Raw genomic sequence first — 14,479 nt, 5'->3', positions numbered from 1 at the left:
GATGGCGCTTACGCTTATCGGGCCTACGATTCTTTCCAGTACTTCTGCTTACTGGTTTTGCCAATACCCGGATTCATACTGTTGGTCGGGTCGTTTTCGCGATAAAAACGCGTCAATGTTTCTGGTGCTTTATACAGATGCCCCACGTTATGTTCTGCAGGGTATTGTGCCCCGCGCTCACGCAGTAACACTAGCATTTGCTCTTTCAGTTCGTGAGCATCCACACCTTTCTTCACGATGTAATCCTGATGGAAGACATAGCACATAAAGTGGCCGTAATAGAGTTTGTGCACCAGTTTGCTGTCTATTTCCGGCGGCAGGTGCTCATACCATTCGGTATCGTTACGACGCAGCGCAATATCCAGCGCCAGAATATCTTCCACTTCATCCGCATGGACGGCCTGATATCGAATGGCCGCGCCCGCCGCTGCGAAGCGGTGCAAAAATGCCTTGCTACCTTCTTCCGGCGTACAGGCAAAGAAATCACCTTCGGCAGTTTTGAAAAACTCAGTCAGCCAGCTTTGTGCTTCAGCTACACCGCCACCGGCCATTTTTAACAGCAGGTGATGTTCGTATTTATCACGCCAGCTTTTCATCCGTGCCGGTAAATGGCTGGGGAATAAATGGCCAAACTTCTGCATCGCCCGGTCGGTAAAGTGCGGGCGGAAAATTTTCACTTTTTCCAGCATCGCATCGGTGCGGCCTTTCAGCGTAAAGAAAAACGGCATTTTGTCAGTGCCGAGTTTGTCGATCATCAGAAACGTATCTTTGCCATAGGTTTCGGCGATGTCATAGATATCGCGGTGCATATATTCACCCGCGACCGGCAGATGTTCAAATTTGGCCAGAATATGACGACGGATTTCTGTCAGCACTTCTGGCTGGTTGGTACCGATATAAAATACCTGCTGGTTTTTCTCAGCCTCAAAGGTATCCAGGCGCACGGCGAACACCGCAAGCTTTCCGGCGCAACCAGAAGATTCAAACAAACGCTCAGGGTCTGCGTTATAGCGTGCCGGCGTATCGGCCTCAATATCTCTGACGCGGGTGATGTAATCGTGATCGTGTGCATGTCGCCCATCGTGCTGGACATCATCATCTTTGATCCGCTCGTCATCAAGTTTGCTCAGGATCTGCTCCGGAGTCTGACCCAGCTCGATACCCAGATGGTTGACCAGCTGCAATTTACCTTGTTCGTCAATGCGTGCAAAGAGCGACATTTCTGTGTATGCCGGACCACGTTGCACCAGCGATCCGCCAGAGTTGTTGCAGATACCGCCGATCACGGAAGCACCGATACAGGAAGAGCCGATCACCGAATGCGGTTCACGGCCAAAAGGTTTGAGCGCCTTTTCCAGCGAATAAAGTGTCGTACCGGGATAAGCCAGCACCTGTTCACCGTTGCCGATGACGTGCAGCTTATCGAGGCGCAGAGTGCTGATGATAACGATGTCGCGATCGTAATCATTGCCGCTAGGCGTAGAGCCTTCGGTCAGACCGGTATTGGCGGCTTGCATCAGGATTATTTTGTCAGCCGAGACGCAGGCGTTGAGGACACGCCACAGCTCTAATAGCGAGCCAGGGAATACGACGGCGAGCGCATCGCCCTGGCCCGAGCGGAAGCCTTTACGATAACGGGCAGTTTTGGCCGGTTCGGTGAGCAGGTGTGAATGGCCGACCAGTCGGGTCAATTCAGTCAGAAACGCTTTATTATCAATTGTTGTAATGGAAGACATTCTCCACTCCTTGTGGTGGGACTCAATATCAGGAACAAGCATAGCGCTATGTATGACAATACGCTTTCTCATTCGCATTGTCTCTGTGTTGTATCCCACTGATTCATGCTGGTTTTGAAAATTCAGAGAATATCCTTAGCTTTCTTCCCCACTCCCGTTTAGGCTTACGGCAAGCTGCGGTTTTTGTTATATTTTCGCTGCCTCGTCGGGTAGAAATTAAGAGAGAATCAACATGAAATGGCTATGTTCTGTAGGTGTCGCTGTGGGCCTGGCGTTGCAACCAGCGCTGGCGGACACCTTGTTTGGTAACCATCCACTGACGCCTGAAGCGCGGGATGCGTTTGTGACCGATTTACTCAAACAGATGACCGTGGATGAGAAAATCGGTCAATTGCGGTTGATAAGCGTCGGACCTGATAACCCGAAAGAAGCCATCCGCGAGATGATCAAAGACGGGCAGGTTGGGGCGATTTTTAACACCGTCACGCGCCAGGATATCCGCAAAATGCAGGATCAGGTGATGGAACTCAGCCGCCTGAAAATTCCTCTCTTTTTTGCCTACGACGTATTGCACGGCCAACGTACTGTGTTCCCGATAAGTCTCGGCCTGGCGTCCTCTTTTAATCTCGATGCGGTCAGAACCGTTGGCCGTATTTCTGCGTATGAAGCCGCAGACGATGGTCTGAACATGACCTGGGCGCCGATGGTCGATGTCTCCCGCGATCCGCGTTGGGGCCGTGCATCCGAAGGTTTTGGTGAAGATACGTATTTGACCGCCATCATGGGCAAAACCATGGTGGAAGCGATGCAGGGGAAAAGCCCGGCCGACAGGTATTCAGTGATGACCAGCGTCAAGCACTTCGCTGCTTATGGCGCCGTTGAGGGCGGAAAAGAGTACAACACTGTGGATATGAGTCCGCAGCGTTTATTCAACGACTATATGCCGCCATACAAGGCCGGACTGGATGCCGGTAGCGGTGCGGTGATGGTGGGGCTTAATTCATTGAATGGGACGCCCGCCACCTCTGATGCCTGGCTGCTAAAAGACGTGCTGCGTGATGAATGGGGCTTTAAGGGTATTACCGTTTCCGATCACGGCGCGATTAAGGAACTGATTAAGCACGGTACCGCCTCCGATCCTGAAGATGCGGTGCGTGTGGCGATCACGTCCGGTATTAACATGAGCATGAGCGATGAATACTACAGTAAGTATCTGCCGGGGTTGATTAAGTCGGGCAAGGTTACGATGGGGGAACTCGATGATGCCGCGCGTCATGTACTGAATGTAAAATATGATATGGGGCTGTTTAATGACCCGTACAGTCATCTGGGGGCCAAAGAATCTGACCCACAGGACACCAACGCGGAAAGCCGTTTGCACCGTAAAGAGGCGCGTGACGTGGCGCGTGAAAGCCTGGTGCTGCTGAAAAACCGTCTGGAAACGTTGCCGCTGAAAAAATCCGCCACCGTGGCAGTCGTCGGTCCGTTGGCCGACAGCAAGCGTGATGTGATGGGCAGTTGGTCCGCTGCCGGTGTTGCCGATCAGTCGGTAACGGTACTGACTGGGATTAAAAATGCCGTCGGTGATAAGGGCAAAGTGCTGTACGCCAAAGGGGCGAATATCACCAACGACAAAGGCATTGTCGATTTCCTCAATCTGTATGAAGAGGCGGTGAAGGTTGACCCGCGCTCGCCGCAGGCGATGATCGATGAAGCCGTGAACGCAGCGAAGCAGTCTGACGTGGTGGTTGCGGTAGTCGGCGAAGCGCAGGGTATGGCGCATGAAGCTTCCAGCCGCACCGATATCACTATTCCACAGAGTCAGCGTGACCTGATTGCCGCGCTGAAAGCAACCGGTAAACCACTGGTGCTGGTGCTGATGAACGGTCGTCCGCTGGCGTTGGTTAAAGAAGATCAACAGGCCGATGCGATCCTCGAAACCTGGTTTGCCGGGACGGAAGGCGGTAACGCCATCGCCGATGTGCTGTTTGGTGATTACAACCCGTCAGGTAAACTGCCGATGTCTTTCCCGCGCTCTGTTGGACAGATCCCGGTCTATTACAGCCATCTCAATACCGGTCGCCCGTATAATGCGGACAAGCCGAACAAGTACACGTCGCGCTACTTTGATGAAGCGAATGGTCCGTTGTATCCCTTTGGCTATGGTCTGAGCTACACCACGTTCACGGTTTCTGATGTGAAGCTCTCCTCCCCAACGATGAAGCGTGACGGGACCGTGACGGCCAGCGTGCAGGTGACCAACACCGGCAAGCGCGAAGGTGCAACGGTTATTCAGATGTATTTGCAGGATGTGACCGCTTCAATGAGTCGTCCGGTCAAACAGCTGAAAGGTTTTGAGAAAGTGAACCTCAAGCCAGGTGAAACCCAGACCGTCAGCTTCCCGATAGACATTGAAGCGCTGAAGTTCTGGAATCAGCGTATGCAATACGATGCTGAACCGGGCAAGTTTAACGTCTTTATCGGCGTGGATTCTGCCAGAGTGAAGCAGGGCGAATTTGAGCTGCTGTAATTGATTAGCGAATAAAGGCCGGGTTTCCGGCCTTTATCTTTAGGCGTACGCGCCGCGTCTGCTTCTTATTTCTCATCTCGTTACTGCTAACGAATCCCTCTCTTACTCCCCAATTGCCAGGTTAAGCCCTGATTTTTCGACTATGCTTTTTCCTCAAGTCTCTGAAAGGGGCCGTAAAAGAATGAGGAGAGCTGCATGATAATCTCAAAAGTTTGGGTGGGTTCGCTGGCGCTGTTAGCGACGATAAGCTTGCCCTTACAGGCCGCGTCACCCGTCACGGTCGGTTCAAAAATAGATACCGAAGGGGCGCTGCTCGGCAACATTATTTTGCAGGTGCTCGAAAGCCATGGCGTGAAAACTGTCAATAAAATACAGCTTGGTACCACCCCAGTGGTGCGTGGGGCAATCACCTCCGGTGAGCTGGATATTTATCCGGAATATACCGGTAATGGCGCATTCTTTTTTAAAGATGAAAATGATCCCGCGTGGAAAAATGCGCAGGCCGGTTTCGACAAAGTGAAAAAACTGGACGCTGAGCAAAATAAACTGATTTGGCTAACGCCTGCGCCAGCCAACAATACCTGGACTATTGCAGTACGTCAGGATATCGCTGAAAAAAACAAACTTGTCTCTCTTGCGGATTTAGGCCGCTACCTGAAAGAGGGGGGGACGTTCAAACTGGCGGCCTCTGCTGAGTTTATTGAGCGTGCAGACGCGCTGCCCGCATTTGAAAAAGCGTATGACTTCAAACTCAATCAGAACCAATTGTTGTCGCTGGCAGGGGGCGATACTGCGGTGACGATTAAAGCTGCGGCGCAGCAGACCTCAGGGGTTAATGCGGCGATGGCTTACGGAACCGATGGCCCTGTTGCTGCGCTGGGGCTGCAAACATTAAGCGATCCTAAAGGGGTTCAGCCGATTTATGCGCCAGCACCCGTCGTGCGTGAGTCGGTGCTGAAAGACTACCCGCAAATGGGGGAATGGCTACAGCCGGTATTTGCCAGCCTGGATGAAAAAACGCTGCAGCAGCTCAACGCCAGTATCGCCGTTGAGGGGCTGGATGCGAAAAAAGTCGCGGCAGATTACCTGAAGCAAAAAGGATGGGTGAAGTAACGGATTTGCAGCAGGTGAGTGTTGTGTCGAAGATATCCGTTAATCGGGTGCTGTTGCTGCTGGTGGTTCTGACTGTGGCCGCAGCCGCGCTTCCTTTCATCAGTTATGCCCCTAATCGTCTGGTTTCCGGTGAAGGTCGCCAACTCTGGGAGGTCTGGCCCCACATGGCGTGGGGACTGGCGGCGACACTTTTACTGCTCGTGGTTCTATGCTTCATACCCGGTAAATCCGGCAGTGTATTGACGCTGGTTGTTGTCCAGTTACTGGTGATAGCGGCGTTGTTTATAGCCGGGAAAACGGCAACGCATCTGGCTCAGACGGGAACTTCTGTCGCCAGAACCAGCCTGGGGAGCGGTTTCTGGCTTGGGGTAGGGGTGTTGTTGCTGGCTGGCAGTGACGCCATTCGGCGTATCACCGCTCAGCCGCTGTGGCGCTGGGTGCTGCATGCGCAAATTGTCATTGTGCCAGTGGCGCTGCTGCTGACCGGCACCCTTAACGATCTTTCTCTGCTCAAAGAATATGCCAACCGCCATGATGTCTTTGATGATGCTCTGGCGCAGCACCTGACTATTCTGTTCGGTACTGTGGTGCCTGCGCTGTGTATTGGCGTGCCGCTGGGTATCTGGTGCACCTTTTCTGCTTCGCGTCAGGGGCCAATATTTGCTGTGCTGAATATCATCCAGACGATCCCCTCCGTCGCGTTGTTTGGTTTGTTGATCGCGCCGCTTGCCGGACTGGTTAAGCATTTCCCGTGGCTTAGCTCGCTCGGCGTAGCGGGAACGGGCCTGACGCCGGCGCTGATTGCGCTGGTGCTGTATGCCTTATTGCCACTGGTTCGTGGCGTGGTGGCTGGGCTGAATCAGGTTCCGCGTGATGTGATGGAAAGTGCGCGGGCGATGGGGATGAGCGCGCGTCAGCGTTTTCTTTCGGTGCAGCTTCCGTTAGCGCTACCCGTTTTCCTGCGTAGCTTGCGGGTGGTGATGGTACAGACGGTGGGGATGGCGGTCATTGCCGCATTGATTGGGGCTGGCGGATTTGGCGCGCTGGTCTTTCAGGGACTGCTCAGTAGCGCCGTTGATTTAGTGCTACTGGGCGTGATTCCGGTGGTGGTACTGGCAGTGCTGATTGATGCGCTGTTTGATTTAGGCTTAGCGCTGCTGAAGGTGACAAACGATGATTGAATTTAGCCATGTCAATAAAACCTATAACCAGCAACAGGCCGTGAGCGATCTCAATCTGCATTTAGGCGAAGGGAGCTTTTCGGTATTAATTGGGACCTCCGGTTCGGGGAAATCCACCACGTTGAAAATGATCAACCGGCTGGTCGAGCATGACAGTGGGCAGATCCGTTTTGCCGGGGAAGAGATCCGTAGCCTGCCGGTGCTGGAATTAAGACGACGTATGGGCTATGCCATCCAGTCGATTGGCTTATTTCCACACTGGACTGTCGCCCAGAACATTGCCACCGTACCACAGCTGCAGAAGTGGTCACGTGCACGTATTGATGACCGAACAGAAGAACTGATGGCGTTGCTGGGGTTGGAAGCGGATTTGCGTCACCGCTATCCGCATCAGCTTTCCGGCGGCCAACAGCAGCGGGTCGGTGTGGCACGCGCGCTGGCGGCTGACCCTCAGGTCCTGCTGATGGACGAACCTTTTGGCGCGCTGGATCCGGTAACACGCAGTGCGCTACAGCAGGAGATGACGCGTATCCACCGTCTGTTGGGTCGTACCATCGTGTTGGTGACGCATGATATCGATGAAGCGCTGAGACTGGCGGAGCACCTGGTGTTAATGGATGCGGGCCAGGTGGTGCAGCAGGGCACGCCGCTGTCGATGTTGACGGCTCCGGTGAATGATTTCGTGCGGACCTTTTTTGGCCACAGTGAACTGGGTGTAAGACTGCTGTCATTGCGCACGGTGGGAGATTTTACCCGTCGTGGTGAACAGTTGGCCGGTGAGCCGTTGGTGGACGAGATGACGTTACGTGATGCGTTATCTGTTTTTGTCGCCCGTGGCTGTGATGTGTTGCCGGTGGTTAATGCCCATGGCGTGGCCCGTGGTACGTTGCATTTTCACGATCTGCTTTCGGAGACACCGCACAGTGAAACATCTGTTTGATCCTCTGCTGTGGCTCATTGCGCTGTTCCTGGTGTTGCTGGTGGGATTGCCCCACAGCCAGACACTGTTCAGCGCGTTGTTTCCCCAATTGCCGCGTCCTGTTTATCAGCAAGAGAGCTTTATGGCACTGGCGCTGGCGCATTTCACGCTGGTGGGCATTTCAAGCCTGATTGCTGTCATTATTGGCGTTGGGGCAGGTGTAGCGGTAACCCGATCCTGGGGCGCGGAATTCAGGCCGATAGTGGAAACCATTGCCGCCGTGGGGCAAACTTTTCCGCCGGTTGCGGTGCTGGCGATCGCCGTACCGGTGATGGGGTTTGGCCCGGAGCCTGCGATTATCGCGCTGATCCTGTATGGGGTGTTACCGATCTTACAGGCAACGCTGGCAGGGCTGGGAGGGATCTCTGCCAGCGTAATAGATATCGCCAGCGGGATGGGCATGAGTCAGGGGCAGCGGCTACGGAAAGTCGAACTTCCGCTCGCGGCACCGGTTATTCTGGCCGGGATTCGCACGTCAGTGATTATTAATATTGGCACCGCAACGATTGCCTCTACCGTTGGTGCGAATACGTTAGGAACACCGATTATTATCGGGTTAAGCGGGTTTAATACCGCCTATGTGATCCAGGGGGCGCTGCTGGTCGCATTGGCCGCAGTCATTGTCGATCGCGGGTTTGAGCGATTAGCGTACTACCTTACCCGGCACGTAAAATAAAGGTATAACCTGCCAGCATCACGCCGCCGATACCACCGATGGCCATCAGCAGGAAGAGGGTTATAACACCGATTTTAGCTGCGCTCATTTTGTACTCCTTATGTGAATTCAAGGATTGTACACGTTTGTTAATAAAATATTAAATACCGAGTGGATAAATATCGTGACCTAACGCGCGCCACTCATCCAGTTGTTGGTGTTGTGCAGGGGTTTGGTTCTCTCCGCACCAGACGAGCAGGGTGCGTCCTTCAAACAGTTCGGGCCGTAGCTGATTGAGCGAGTGGGCCAGTACATCAACACGCCATCCTTGCTGGCTGGCAACCCAGCCTTCCAGCCATAAGCGGGTGGTATCGTGGATATTCCAGCCGACTACCAGGGCATCTTTACCCTGTTTTTTACGCGCCGAGGCAAGGCAAATCGCAATATAATTGATGAGCACACCGTCAAGGATCCCCAATAGCGCCTGAAGAATGGGCTGCTGGCATTGCAGACGTCGGCGTAAGGGAATAAACAAATGCGTATTGAGCGTTTGCGCAGGGTAATCCTGACCACGCTCTTTGATCCACAACCTGAGGCTGTGCAAATTGTTACTTTGCAAATAGCTCAATAGCGTTTCTTGTTGCTCACGCCAACCGTTATGCACATCAATGTTCTCATTGCTGAGTAACATTTTAACTTTACTGACCTGAACGCCATTATTTATCCAGCGTTTTATCTCACGGATCCTGTCAATGTCCGCATCGTTAAACAGGCGATGCCCCCCGTCTGTACGCTGAGGTTTTAGTAATCCGTAACGCCTCTGCCATGCACGTAAAGTGACAGGGTTGATATCACAAAGCAAAGCCACTTCACCTATCGTGTAAAGCGCCATCGTTGTCTCACTCTTGCTCGCGAGGTCCCAGTTTTACTTTAGACGCTCTTTTGCGAACCAGGTAGTTTTGTCTGTTTTTGATCAAAAGAAGGGTGAGATTGTCGTCATACTCGCGCTTTCGAGTGATCGTTCTCACAAATTCCTGTTTTTTTGCAACAGTTCAAAGAAAGTTACGCGCAGCCCATGTATGTTACGCGCTTTTAAGAAATGTGTGGTTGGCGGGTATGTACGAGTTTAATCTGGTGTTGCTGCTGCTTCAGCAGATGTGCGTGTTTCTCGTTATCGCGTGGCTAATGAGCAAGACGCGCCTGTTTATCCCGCTGATGCAGGTCACTATACGACTGCCGCACAAACTTCTGTGTTACGTCACCTTCTCCATCTTTTGCATCATGGGCACCTACTTTGGGCTGCATATTGAAGACTCCATTGCGAATACTCGCGCCATCGGCGCGGTGATGGGCGGTCTGCTTGGCGGTCCTGTTGTTGGGGGACTGGTTGGCCTGACCGGCGGTCTTCATCGCTATTCGATGGGGGGCATGACGGCGCTCAGTTGCATGATTTCGACCATCGTGGAAGGCCTGCTTGGGGGACTGGTACATAGTGTCCTTACCCGACGTGGCCGTACTGATAAAGTGTTTAGTCCACTGACTGCGGGCGCGATTACCTTTGTCGCCGAGCTGGTGCAGATGCTGATCATTTTGCTGATTGCGCGTCCCTTTGAGGATGCCTTGCACCTGGTCAGTAACATTGCCGCGCCGATGATGGTGACCAATACCGTTGGCGCTGCGTTGTTTATGCGTATTCTGCTCGACAAACGCGCGATGTTTGAAAAATACACCTCGGCGTTTTCTGCCACTGCGCTAAAAGTTGCCGCCTCTACGGAGGGGATTCTGCGACAGGGATTTAACGAGGTTAACAGCATGAAGGTCGCTCAGGTGCTGTATGAAGAGTTGGATATCGGTGCGGTGGCGATTACTGACCGCGAGAAGCTACTGGCGTTTACCGGCATTGGTGATGACCATCACCTGCCAGGCAAGCCCATATCCTCTTCATATACTCAACGGGCGATTGAAACCGGAGAAGTCGTGTATGCCGATGGTAATGAAGTGCCTTATCGCTGTTCATTGCATCCGCAATGCAAATTAGGGTCGACGCTGGTGATCCCGTTGCGTGGTGAAAACCAGCGGGTGATGGGGACGATTAAACTGTATGAAGCTAAAAACCGTCTCTTTAGCTCAATTAACCGCACGCTGGGGGAAGGGATCGCCCAGTTGCTTTCCGCGCAAATCCTGGCCGGACAATATGAGCGACAAAAAGCGATGCTGACGCAGTCAGAAATCAAACTTCTGCACGCTCAGGTTAATCCCCATTTTCTGTTTAACGCGTTGAATACGATTAAAGCCGTGATCCGTCGTGACAGCGAACAGGCCAGCCAACTGGTGCAATATCTCTCGACTTTCTTTCGTAAGAATTTAAAACGACCGTCGGAAATTGTGACGCTGGCTGATGAAATTGAACACGTAAATGCCTATCTGCAAATTGAAAAGGCACGATTCCAGTCCCGTCTGCAGGTGACCTTAACGGTCCCGGAAGCGCTTGCGTATCAGCAATTGCCTGCGTTTACTCTGCAACCGATAGTCGAGAATGCGATTAAGCATGGCACTTCCCAGCTACTTGATACCGGAGAAGTCTCTATCACGGCTCGTCAGGAAGGGCAGTATCTGATGCTGGATATTGAAGATAATGCCGGACTGTATCAGCCCACGACTGAGTCCAGCGGGCTTGGAATGAGTCTGGTGGACAAACGCCTGCGGGAACGGTTTGGCGATGATTTTGGCATCAGCGTAGCCTGTGAGCCTGACCTCTTTACCCGAATTACTTTACGACTTCCCCTGGAGGAACTGGCATGATCAAAGTGCTGATTGTCGATGATGAACCGTTAGCGCGGGAGAACCTGCGGATCCTGTTACAGGAGCAAAGCGACATCGAGATAGTCGGAGAGTGTTCGAATGCGGTAGAGGCCATTGGTGCAGTACATAAGCTGCGTCCGGATGTGCTGTTCCTCGATATCCAGATGCCGCGTATCAGCGGGCTGGAAATGGTGGGTATGCTGGATCCCGAGCATCGCCCGTATATCGTTTTTCTCACCGCTTTTGACGAATATGCAGTGAAAGCCTTTGAAGAACATGCCTTTGATTATCTGCTTAAGCCGATTGAAGAAACGCGGTTGGAGAAAACGCTGATCCGTTTACGTCAGGAGCGCACGAAGCAGGATGTGTCGTTACTGCCGGAACATCAGCAGGCGCTTAAGTTCATTCCATGTAGCGGTCATAGCCGAATCTATCTGCTGCAAATGGATGATGTGGCGTTTGTCAGCAGTCGGATGAGCGGCGTTTATGTGACCAGTAGCGATGGCAAAGAAGGATTCACCGAGCTGACGCTCAGAACGCTGGAGAGCCGTACTCCGCTGCTGCGCTGCCACCGACAATACCTGGTCAACATGGCCCATTTGCAGGAGATCCGTCTGGAAGATAACGGTCAGGCTGAGCTGATTTTACGTAACGGACTGACTGTCCCGGTGAGCCGTCGGTACCTCAAAAGTCTAAAAGAGGCGATTGGCCTGTAAAACTGGTACACTGCGCGCTATTGCATCACCGACAGTTGAAGGCTCTATGCTAAGTAACGATATTCTTCGTAGCCTGCGCTACACCCTGAAAGCGAACAATAACGATATGGTGCGCATTCTTGCGCTTGCTGAGATGGAATCCACCTCAGCAGGTTTCGACACCTGGATGACAAAAGAAGATGAGGATGGATTTGTTCGCTGCCCGGATATCATTCTCTCCGGTTTCCTGAACGGTCTTATCTACCATCTCCGTGGCAAAGATGATTCTGCGCCGGAACTGGCGATTGAACGTCGTGTTAACAACAATACGGTGCTGAAAAAACTGCGTATCGCGTTTTCACTGAAAACTGATGATATTCTGGCCATCATGACCGAACAGAAATTTCGCGTATCGATGCCGGAAATCACCGCGATGATGCGTGCACCGGACCATAAAAATTATCGCGAATGTGGCGATCAATTCTTGCGCTATTTCTTGCGCGGTTTAACTGCGCGAGTACATAACGCGAGGTCGTGATTTTTGGCCAGCGGCGCGGTGCTTGCAGGACCTACGGGATTTGTAGACCGGGTAAGGCGAAGCCGACAGCCGGAAAAAAACAAAAAAAAGCCGGAGATAATCTCCGGCTTTTTTGTTATTTCACCTGCTGACCAGGTTTCGCACCGTCATCCGGGCTTAACAGGAAGATGTCTTTTCCGCCAGGGCCTGCTGCCATCACCATCCCTTCAGAGATACCGAAGCGCATCTTACGCGGCGCCAGGTTCGCCACCATAATAGTCTGGCGACCAATCAGGGCTTGCGGATCCGGGTAGGCGGAGCGAATACCGGAGAAGACGTTACGCTTCTCACCGCCAAGATCCAGCGTCAGGCGCAGCAGTTTGTCGGAACCTTCCACGAACTCGGCGTTTTCAATCAGCGCCACGCGCAGATCAACTTTGGCGAAATCGTCAAAGGTGATAGTGTCCTGGATAGGGTCATCCGCCAGCGGGCCGGTCACCGGTGCGGCTGCGGCTTTCACTTCTTCTTTGGAGGCTTCCACCAGCGCTTCTACCTGTTTCATGTCGATACGGTTGTAGAGCGCCTTAAAGGTGTTGACCTTGTGACCGAGCAGCGGTTGCTCAATGGCATCCCAGGACAGGTCGCTGTTCAGGAATGCCTCAACACGTTCAGCAAGCGTCGGCAGTACCGGTTTCAGGTACGTCATCAGAACGCGGAACAGGTTAATACCCATGGAGCAAATTGCCTGCAGGTCGGCGTCACGGCCTTCCTGTTTAGCCACGACCCACGGTGCCTGTTCGTCAACGTAGCGGTTCGCCACGTCGGCCAGCGCCATGATTTCGCGGATTGCTTTCCCGAATTCACGGCTTTCCCACGCTTCGCCAATTACCGCTGCGGCGTCGGTAAAGGTTTTGTACAGTGCCGGATCGGCCAGTTCAGCAGCCAGAATGCCGTCAAAACGCTTAGCAATAAAGCCCGCGTTACGCGACGCCAGGTTCACTACTTTGTTGACGATATCGGCGTTAACGCGCTGAACAAAATCTTCCAGGTTCAGGTCGATATCATCAATGCGCGAAGAGAGTTTCGCGGTGTAGTAGTAACGCAAACTGTCGGCATCAAAGTGTTTCAGCCAGGTGCTGGCTTTAATGAAGGTACCGCGAGACTTGGACATCTTCGCGCCGTTTACCGTCACATACCCGTGAACGAACAGGTTAGTCGGCTTACGGAAATTACTGCCTTCCAGCATGGCAGGCCAGAACAGGCTGTGGAAGTAGACGATATCCTTACCGATGAAGTGATACAGCTCGGCGTCGGAATCTTTCTTCCAGTACTCATCAAAGCTGGTTGTGTCGCCGCGCTTGTCGCACAGGTTTTTGAACGAGCCCATGTAGCCAATTGGCGCATCCAGCCAGACGTAGAAATACTTGCCCGGTGCGTTCGGGATTTCAAAACCGAAGTACGGTGAATCGCGGGAAATATCCCACTGCTGCAGGCCGGATTCAAACCACTCCTGCATTTTGTTCGCCACTTGCTCCTGCAACGCGCCGCTGCGCGTCCACGCCTGCAACATTTCGCTGAACGACGGCAGGTCAAAGAAAAAGTGCTCGGAGTCACGCATTACCGGCGTCGCGCCAGACACAACGGATTTCGGCTCGATAAGTTCAGTCGGGCTGTAGGTTGCGCCGCAGACTTCACAGTTATCGCCGTACTGATCCGGAGACTTACATTTCGGGCAGGTGCCTTTAACGAAACGATCCGGCAGGAACATACCTTTTTCCGGGTCGTAAAGCTGGGAAATCGTACGGTTCTTAATAAAACCGTTCTCCTTCAGGCGTGTGTAAATCAGCTCAGACAGCTCACGGTTCTCTTCGCTGTGCGTTGAGTGGTAGTTGTCATAGCTAATGTCAAAACCTGCAAAATCAGTCTGATGCTCCTGACTCATTTCACCGATCATCTGCTCTGGCGTGATCCCAAGCTGCTGTGCTTTCAGCATGATTGGCGTACCGTGTGCGTCGTCCGCGCAGATGAAGTTAACCTGGTGGCCGCGCATTCGCTGGTAACGGACCCAGACATCAGCCTGGATGTGCTCCAGCATATGGCCGAGGTGGATTGAGCCGTTGGCGTACGGCAGCGCGCACGTTACCAGAATTTTCTTCGCGACTTGAGTCATAGTGGGCAATTACTTCTTTTGTAGTGAAAAGGGCTTTGATAGTACCAAAATGGTAATTACTGCGCCAAGCGATAAGGGCATTTATCCGTAAATGAATAATT

Annotated in this window: 12 protein-coding genes; 8 read left to right on the top strand and 4 right to left on the bottom strand. The window is 52.8% G+C overall.

Annotated features, from left to right (window positions below):
• Positions 1–23: 23 nt before the first annotated feature.
• On the bottom strand, positions 24–1,736 hold the full coding sequence (gene dld, locus EHN13_RS00785; protein ID WP_061068158.1) for a D-lactate dehydrogenase: 1,713 nt from the start codon (positions 1,734–1,736) through the stop codon (positions 24–26).
• Positions 1,737–1,968: 232 nt separating this feature from the next.
• On the opposite strand from dld, the gene bglX reads away from it, so the two are divergent.
• From bglX to EHN13_RS00760, 5 genes are all read left to right on the top strand, one after another.
• The gene (bglX, locus tag EHN13_RS00780; RefSeq protein ID WP_124020724.1) at positions 1,969–4,266 is read left to right on the top strand and encodes a beta-glucosidase BglX; all 2,298 of its coding nucleotides are present in this window, start codon (positions 1,969–1,971) and stop codon (positions 4,264–4,266) included.
• A 195-nt stretch (positions 4,267–4,461) separates the two neighbouring features.
• Positions 4,462–5,379 carry a glycine betaine ABC transporter substrate-binding protein OsmF gene (gene osmF, locus EHN13_RS00775; RefSeq protein ID WP_124020723.1) on the top strand — a complete coding sequence of 306 codons (918 nt, stop codon included), beginning with the start codon at positions 4,462–4,464 and terminating at the stop codon, positions 5,377–5,379.
• Positions 5,367–6,560, top strand: a complete 1,194-nt coding sequence (locus EHN13_RS00770; protein WP_124020722.1) for an ABC transporter permease — start codon at positions 5,367–5,369, stop codon at positions 6,558–6,560. The genes osmF and EHN13_RS00770 overlap by 13 nt, the downstream gene beginning before the upstream one ends.
• Positions 6,553–7,500 (top strand): ABC transporter ATP-binding protein, encoded by a 948-nt coding sequence (locus EHN13_RS00765; RefSeq protein ID WP_086523389.1) that lies wholly within the window; start codon positions 6,553–6,555, stop codon positions 7,498–7,500. The genes EHN13_RS00770 and EHN13_RS00765 overlap by 8 nt, the downstream gene beginning before the upstream one ends.
• Positions 7,484–8,215, top strand: coding sequence for an ABC transporter permease (locus tag EHN13_RS00760; RefSeq protein ID WP_115643173.1), 732 nt, complete (start codon positions 7,484–7,486; stop codon positions 8,213–8,215). Before EHN13_RS00765 ends, EHN13_RS00760 begins: the two co-directional genes overlap by 17 nt.
• Here EHN13_RS00760 and EHN13_RS00755 read toward each other — a convergent pair.
• Positions 8,196–8,303 (bottom strand): protein YohO, encoded by a 108-nt coding sequence (locus tag EHN13_RS00755; RefSeq protein WP_003027354.1) that lies wholly within the window; start codon positions 8,301–8,303, stop codon positions 8,196–8,198. The two genes, EHN13_RS00760 and EHN13_RS00755, sit on opposite strands and share 20 nt — an antisense overlap.
• Positions 8,304–8,354: 51 nt before the next feature.
• Entirely contained in the window at positions 8,355–9,086 is a 732-nt protein-coding gene (gene mlrA, locus EHN13_RS00750; protein ID WP_048211186.1) for an HTH-type transcriptional regulator MlrA, read from the bottom strand.
• 224 nt (positions 9,087–9,310) lie between these two features.
• Between mlrA and EHN13_RS00745 the strand changes: the two genes are divergently transcribed.
• The 3 genes from EHN13_RS00745 to EHN13_RS00735 are packed head-to-tail and all read left to right on the top strand — an operon-like array spanning position 9,311 to position 12,229.
• The gene (locus EHN13_RS00745; protein ID WP_061068154.1) at positions 9,311–10,996 is read left to right on the top strand and encodes a sensor histidine kinase; all 1,686 of its coding nucleotides are present in this window, start codon (positions 9,311–9,313) and stop codon (positions 10,994–10,996) included.
• On the top strand, positions 10,993–11,712 hold the full coding sequence (gene btsR, locus EHN13_RS00740; protein ID WP_005129174.1) for a two-component system response regulator BtsR: 720 nt from the start codon (positions 10,993–10,995) through the stop codon (positions 11,710–11,712). Before EHN13_RS00745 ends, btsR begins: the two co-directional genes overlap by 4 nt.
• A gap of 46 nt (positions 11,713–11,758) precedes the next feature.
• Positions 11,759–12,229 carry a YehS family protein gene (locus tag EHN13_RS00735; RefSeq protein WP_124020721.1) on the top strand — a complete coding sequence of 157 codons (471 nt, stop codon included), beginning with the start codon at positions 11,759–11,761 and terminating at the stop codon, positions 12,227–12,229.
• A gap of 115 nt (positions 12,230–12,344) precedes the next feature.
• On the opposite strand, the gene metG is transcribed toward EHN13_RS00735, so the two are convergent.
• The gene (gene metG, locus EHN13_RS00730) at positions 12,345–14,378 is read right to left on the bottom strand and encodes a methionine--tRNA ligase (protein WP_101741581.1); all 2,034 of its coding nucleotides are present in this window, start codon (positions 14,376–14,378) and stop codon (positions 12,345–12,347) included.
• Between the last annotated feature and the right edge of the window lie 101 nt (positions 14,379–14,479).

It is taken from the genome of Citrobacter youngae (assembly GCF_003818115.1).
GTDB classification, from domain to species: domain Bacteria; phylum Pseudomonadota; class Gammaproteobacteria; order Enterobacterales; family Enterobacteriaceae; genus Citrobacter; species Citrobacter youngae.
The sequence above is the reverse complement of the archived record's forward strand: the minus strand, read 5'-3'. Positions and strand labels throughout refer to the sequence as shown.